Annotated in this window: 5 protein-coding genes and 1 pseudogene; all 6 read right to left on the bottom strand. The window is 70.0% G+C overall.

The features are described 5' to 3' along the window. The coding region (gene ftsZ / locus AC01Y6_RS09485; RefSeq protein ID WP_476671275.1) for a cell division protein FtsZ at nt 1–845 on the bottom strand (845 nt) is incomplete at its 3' end. Nucleotides 846–855: 10 nt separating this feature from the next. Continuing rightward, nucleotides 856–2,097, bottom strand: coding sequence for a cell division protein FtsA (gene ftsA / locus AC01Y6_RS09480; RefSeq protein WP_347240245.1), 1,242 nt, complete (start codon nt 2,095–2,097; stop codon nt 856–858). Beyond that, a complete protein-coding gene (locus tag AC01Y6_RS09475) occupies nt 2,094–2,684 on the bottom strand; it encodes a cell division protein FtsQ/DivIB (RefSeq protein WP_428716770.1) in 591 nt (196 codons plus the stop codon). Before AC01Y6_RS09475 ends, ftsA begins: the two co-directional genes overlap by 4 nt. Nucleotides 2,685–2,715: 31 nt before the next feature. Further along, on the bottom strand, nt 2,716–3,513 hold the full coding sequence (locus tag AC01Y6_RS09470) for a UDP-N-acetylmuramate dehydrogenase (RefSeq protein ID WP_347240247.1): 798 nt from the start codon (nt 3,511–3,513) through the stop codon (nt 2,716–2,718). Continuing rightward, the gene (murC, locus tag AC01Y6_RS09465; protein ID WP_428721262.1) at nt 3,503–4,843 is read right to left on the bottom strand and encodes a UDP-N-acetylmuramate--L-alanine ligase; all 1,341 of its coding nucleotides are present in this window, start codon (nt 4,841–4,843) and stop codon (nt 3,503–3,505) included. Before murC ends, AC01Y6_RS09470 begins: the two co-directional genes overlap by 11 nt. A gap of 36 nt (nt 4,844–4,879) precedes the next feature. Then, a pseudogene (locus tag AC01Y6_RS09460) lies at nt 4,880–4,955 on the bottom strand (ABC transporter ATP-binding protein); the annotation flags it as partial.

The raw sequence follows: 4,955 nt of genomic DNA, 5'->3' as shown, positions 1-4,955 counted from the left end.
TCCTCGTGGCCGGTGGCCTCGCGGATCCTCTCCACCACCTCCGCGGCCTCCATGAGGGAGAGGTCCTCGGAGCCCACCACGTTGAGGAGGAGCCGCCTCGCCCCCTCAATGGAGCGCTCCAGGAGGGGGCTCATGGTGGCCGACTTGGCCGCCTCCTCCACCCGGTTCTCCCCCCGCCCGGCCCCGATGCCCATGAGCACCTGGCCCGCCCCCTCCAGGAGGGCCTTCACGTCGGCGAAGTCCACGTTGATGAGGCCGGGGAGGTTGATGATGTCGGTGATGCCCTTCACCCCGTGGTACAGGACGCGGTCGGCGATGAGGAAGGCGTCCTTGAGGCTCATCTTCTTGTCCACCGCCGAGAGGAGGCGGTCGTTCTGGACCACCACCATGGCGTCCACCCGCTCCTTGAGGCGCTTGATCCCTTCTTCGGCCGCCTTGAGGCGCTTCGGGCCCTCAAAGCTGAAGGGGCGGGTGACCACGGCCACCGCCAAGGCCCCTAGGCGCTTGGCGATCTCGGCCACCACCGGGGCGCTTCCCGTGCCGGTTCCTCCCCCCATGCCGGCGGTGATGAAGACCAGGTCCGCCCCCTCCAGGGCCTCGGCGATGAGGTCTTCGGCCTCGAGGGCCGCCTTCTCCCCGATCTCGGGGTTGGCCCCGGCGCCGAGCCCCCGGGTGAGCCTTTCCCCAAGCTGGATGCGCACATCGGCGAGGCTTTTGGCCAGCACCTGGGCGTCGGTGTTGGCGGCGATGAACTCCACCCCGGAGAGGCCCGCCTCGATCATGCGGTTCACCGCGTTGTTGCCCGCTCCCCCGAGGCCGATGACCTTGATAACGGCTCCTTGCATCTTCCCCTCCTCAGAACAGGTTGCTGAGAATCTCCTTGATCCGCGCCCAAATCCCTTCGCCTTTGGCCCCTTCCTCCCGCTTCTCCTTTACCCGCCCCCGGCGGGCCTCGGGGGCGCGCACCGGTAGGGTGGCCCCGTAGCGCACCAGCCCCACGGCGGTGGCGTGGGCGGGGGTGGCCACCACGTCGGTGAGGCCGGAAACCCCGTGGGGCTTACCCAGGCGCACGGGAAGGCCGTACTGCTGGCGGGCCAGGAGGTCAAAGCCCCGAAGGAGGGCGGTTCCCCCGGTGAGGACCACCCGGTTGATCCGGACCTCCAAAGGACCCAAGGCCTCGTCCACCGACTGGCGGGCGAGGTGGAGGATTTCCCTAAGCCGGGGCCGGATGATGCGGGCAAGTTCGGGGGCGGGCACCTCCCCCAGGGAGCCGCCTTCTTGGTTGATCTCCAGGACGAGCTCGGGGTCGGCGAGCTCGGGAAGGGCGGCCCCGTACTTCTTCTTGACCCGCTCGGCCTCTTCAAAGGGGATCTTCAAAAGCTGGGCGATGTCCTGGGTCACGTGGTCCCCGCCCAGGGGGAGGACCGAGGAGTGGGCGAGCCGCCCCTCCCGGAAGACGGCCACGTCCGTGGTGCCCCCGCCCACGTCCAGGACCAGAACGTTCATCTGCTCCTCTTCAGGGGTCAGGGCCCCGAGGCCCGAGGCCAGGGTCTGGGCCACGAGGGCTTCGATTCCCAGGCCGGCGTCCTCCACCGCCCGGCGGAGGTTGGCCAAGGGCCCCCTTCCCGCCGCCACCAGGTGGACCTCCACCTCGAGGCGCACCCCCGCCATGCCCACGGGGTCGCGGATGCCCTCCTGCCCGTCCACCTTGAACTCCAGGGGCAAGGCGTGGAGCAGCTCCAGCTCGGTGTCAAAGGGATAGGCCTTGGCCTGCTCAATGGCCCGCTCCACGTCGGCCTGGGCGATGCTCTGCCCCCGGCGGATGGCGGCCAGGCCGTGGCTGGTAACGCTCTTCAGATGGGGTCCCCCCACCCCCAGCACCACCCGCTCCACCCGAACCCCGGCCACCCGCTCGGCCTGGTGGAGGCTTTGGCGGATGGCCTCGGTGGTGCGCTCCAGGTTCACCACCACCCCCCGCCTGAGCCCCTGGGAGGGGACGGTGCCCTCCCCGATGATGTCCAAAACGCCATCGGGGGCCAGCTCCCCGATGACGGTGGTGACCTTGCTGGTGCCAACGTCCAATCCGGCGATAATCATGGGCCTACGCTCACCCCCCAAGAATACAGGTAAATCCGGCCTTCCCGCAAAGGAGCACCTGTTTGAGCATACTCTAACAGAAACCGGACCTCCGGGGCAAAAAGGGTCGCGCCTTCCCCCTCCACCCAGTAGCCCGCCGGGGTGTACCTGAGCCTCTTGGCCTTGGGGAAGGCCCGGGCCAGGGCCAGGAGGTCCGCTTTGGGCAGGGGGCCCGTTCCTTCCACCCTGGGACCTGGGGCGTAGGGGGCTCCTCCGGGGAGCAGGGTGCCGTCCTCCGCCAGGGCGGAGCCGTCCGCCAAGGGCAAAAAGGGCTCCCGTTCCCGGAGGAGGAGGCGCACCGCTCCCGGCCGTGGTTTTTCCAGATGGGCCTCCGCCACCCAGGGGTCCTGCCGGAGGGGGGCGAGGCGGGAGGGGCCCACCCAGAGCCAGGCCTCCCCGGGGTAAAGGCCCGCGCGGGCGAGGACGTCTTCCCTTTGGAGGTGCTTTAAGCCCACCACCTCCACCTCCTCCACCGGGAAGAGGACCAGGCTGGCCACGTAGAGGGTGGCGAGGAGGAGGAAGACGAGGAGAAACCTCACGAGGCCCATTTTAGCCTCCGAGGGGGAAACTTCCCTAAACTCATGGCCACACCTCCCATTCCAGCTCCAAAGGGAGCTCCTCTTGAATGCGCCGTAGAAGCTCTAGCACGTCCTTGGCCGTGGCCTGGCCCAGGTTGACGATGAAGTTCCCGTGCTCCAGGGCCACCATGGCGTCCCCCACCCGGAGCCCCTTGAGGCCCCTTTCGTCGATGAGCCTGCCCGCCGACTGCCCCGGCGGGTTCTTGAAGGCGCATCCGGCGCTTTTCCGCTTGGGCTGGCCCTTGCGGGCGGCGTCCACCTCGGCCATCCTCCTTTGGATCTCCTCCCGGGGCCTCTCCTTGAGCTTTAGCTTCACCCGGGTCACGATCCCTCCTTTGGGAAGGCGGCTTTGGCGGTAGCCGAAGCCGAGCTCCGCCGGGGCGTAGACGTGAAAGCCCCCGTCGTGGAAGATCTCCACCGCCTCCAGGGCGTCCGCCATCTCCCCGAAGCGGGTGCCGGCGTTCATCTTCACCGCGCCCCCCACCTGGGCGGGGATGCCGAGGAGGCCCTCGAGGCCGGAAAGCCCCGCCCGGGCCGCCTCCTGCACCAAAAGGGGGAGCAGGACCCCCGCCCCCACCCACCCCTTCAGCTCGTAGGTTTGGAACTCCCCGGCGAGGCGGATCACCCGCTCGGGCACCCCTTCGTCCATGACCAGGAGGTTGGAGCCGTTGCCCAGCACCCGGTAGGGGGCCTCCGTGGCCTGCTTGAGCTCCTCCCGGGTCTCCACGGTCCAAAGCTCCGCCGGGCCCCCCACCCCGAGGGTGGTGTAGTCCTTGAGGAGCACCCGCTCAACCCTCATGGACGAGCCTCCAGGCGAGCTCGGTCACGTCCCCCGCTCCTAGGGTAAGCCAAAGGTCCCCCGGGGCGGCCGCGGCCCGGGCGTAGGCCAGGGCCTCTTCCTTGCCGAGAAGCCGGGCCTCCACCCCTTGGCGGCGAAGCTCCTCGGCGATCCTCGCGCTCAGCTCCTCCGGAGAAACCCCTCCCTTCTCCCCGGCGGTGTAGACCGGGAGGACCACCACCTCTTCCGCCAAGGATAGGGCCCCCACGAACTCCCGCCAGAGGCTTTCCGTGCGCAGGAGGCGGTGGGGCTGGAAGAGGACCCGGAGGCGCCGCCCGAGGTGGCCCGCCGCCTCGAGGGTGGCCCGCACCTCCGTGGGGTGGTGGGCGTAGTCGTCCACCACCAGGGCCCCCCGCACCTCCCCCACCCGCTGGAAGCGCCGCCCCACCCCGGGGAAGCGGGCGAGCCCCTCCAGAACGGCCTCGGGGGCCACGCCCAGGGCCAGGGCGGCCAGGGCGGCGGCCAGGGCGTTTTGGATGTTGTGCCTCCCCGGGACCTGGAGCCTGGCCTCTCCCAAGGCCCTTCCCCGGTGGACCAGGAGGAAGCGGCTCCCCGAGGGGCCAAGCTCCGCTTCCTCCGCGGAAAGCTCCCCCCCGGGGCCAAAGGTCCTCCGGGGTAGCCCCTGGGAGAGCTCTAGGAGCAGGGGATCGGAGGCGGGGACCACCACCACCTTTGCCCCTTCCAGAAAGCCCCGCAGGGCGGCCTTGAGCTCCTCCAGGCTCCCGTGGTAGTTGGGGGCTCGGTGCCCCGGGGGGGCCACGTGGTCGGCCTCGAGGTTGGTGGCCACGGCGATCTCCACCCTCACCTCCCGGAACAGGGGGTCGGACTCGTCCACCTCGGCCAGGCGGGGGCCCAGGCCGTAGCGGGCGTTCCCGGGGAGGAGGGAAAGCTCCCCTCCGAGGAGCACCCAGGGGTCCAGCCCCGCGGCGAGGAGGATGCTGGCCAGCATCCCCGTGGTGGTGGTCTTGCCGTGGGTTCCCGTGACCCCCAGGGAAGGCCCTTGGGCCAGGAGCTGGGCCAGAAGCTCCATGCGCCTCAAGACCCTAAGGCCCCGCTCCCTGGCGGCCACCACCTCGGGGTGGTCTTGGGGAATGGGCGTGGGGACCACCAGGGTGTCCTCCTCCTTTAGGTGCTCCGGGTCGTGCCCGGCGTGGACCGGCACCCCCAAGGCCGTGGCCCGCTTCCCCGGGGCGAGGTCGCACCCCGTCACCTCCACCCCTTCCGCCAGAAGAAGGCGGGCCAAGGCGCTCATTCCCACCCCCTCAATGCCCATGACGTGCACCCTCTTCATAGGAACTCCTCCAGCCAATCTGCGAGGCGGCCCGCCCTTGCGGTCCTTCTCCAGGTAGGCCCCGATCTCCAGGTTCTCCTCCACGGTGAGGCGGGGGAAGATCTTCCGCCCC

The organism is Thermus sp., assembly GCF_056332225.1.
This window is presented reverse-complemented; position numbering and strand designations above follow the sequence as displayed.

Coding starts and splice junctions, on each gene's coding strand:
- ftsA (WP_347240245.1), bottom strand. CDS start 2,097: ATGATTATCGCCGGATTGGACGTTGGCACCAGCAAGGTCACCACCGTC.
- AC01Y6_RS09475 (WP_428716770.1), bottom strand. CDS start 2,684: ATGGGCCTCGTGAGGTTTCTCCTCGTCTTCCTCCTCCTCGCCACCCTC.
- AC01Y6_RS09470 (WP_347240247.1), bottom strand. CDS start 3,513: ATGAGGGTTGAGCGGGTGCTCCTCAAGGACTACACCACCCTCGGGGTG.
- murC (WP_428721262.1), bottom strand. CDS start 4,843: ATGAAGAGGGTGCACGTCATGGGCATTGAGGGGGTGGGAATGAGCGCC.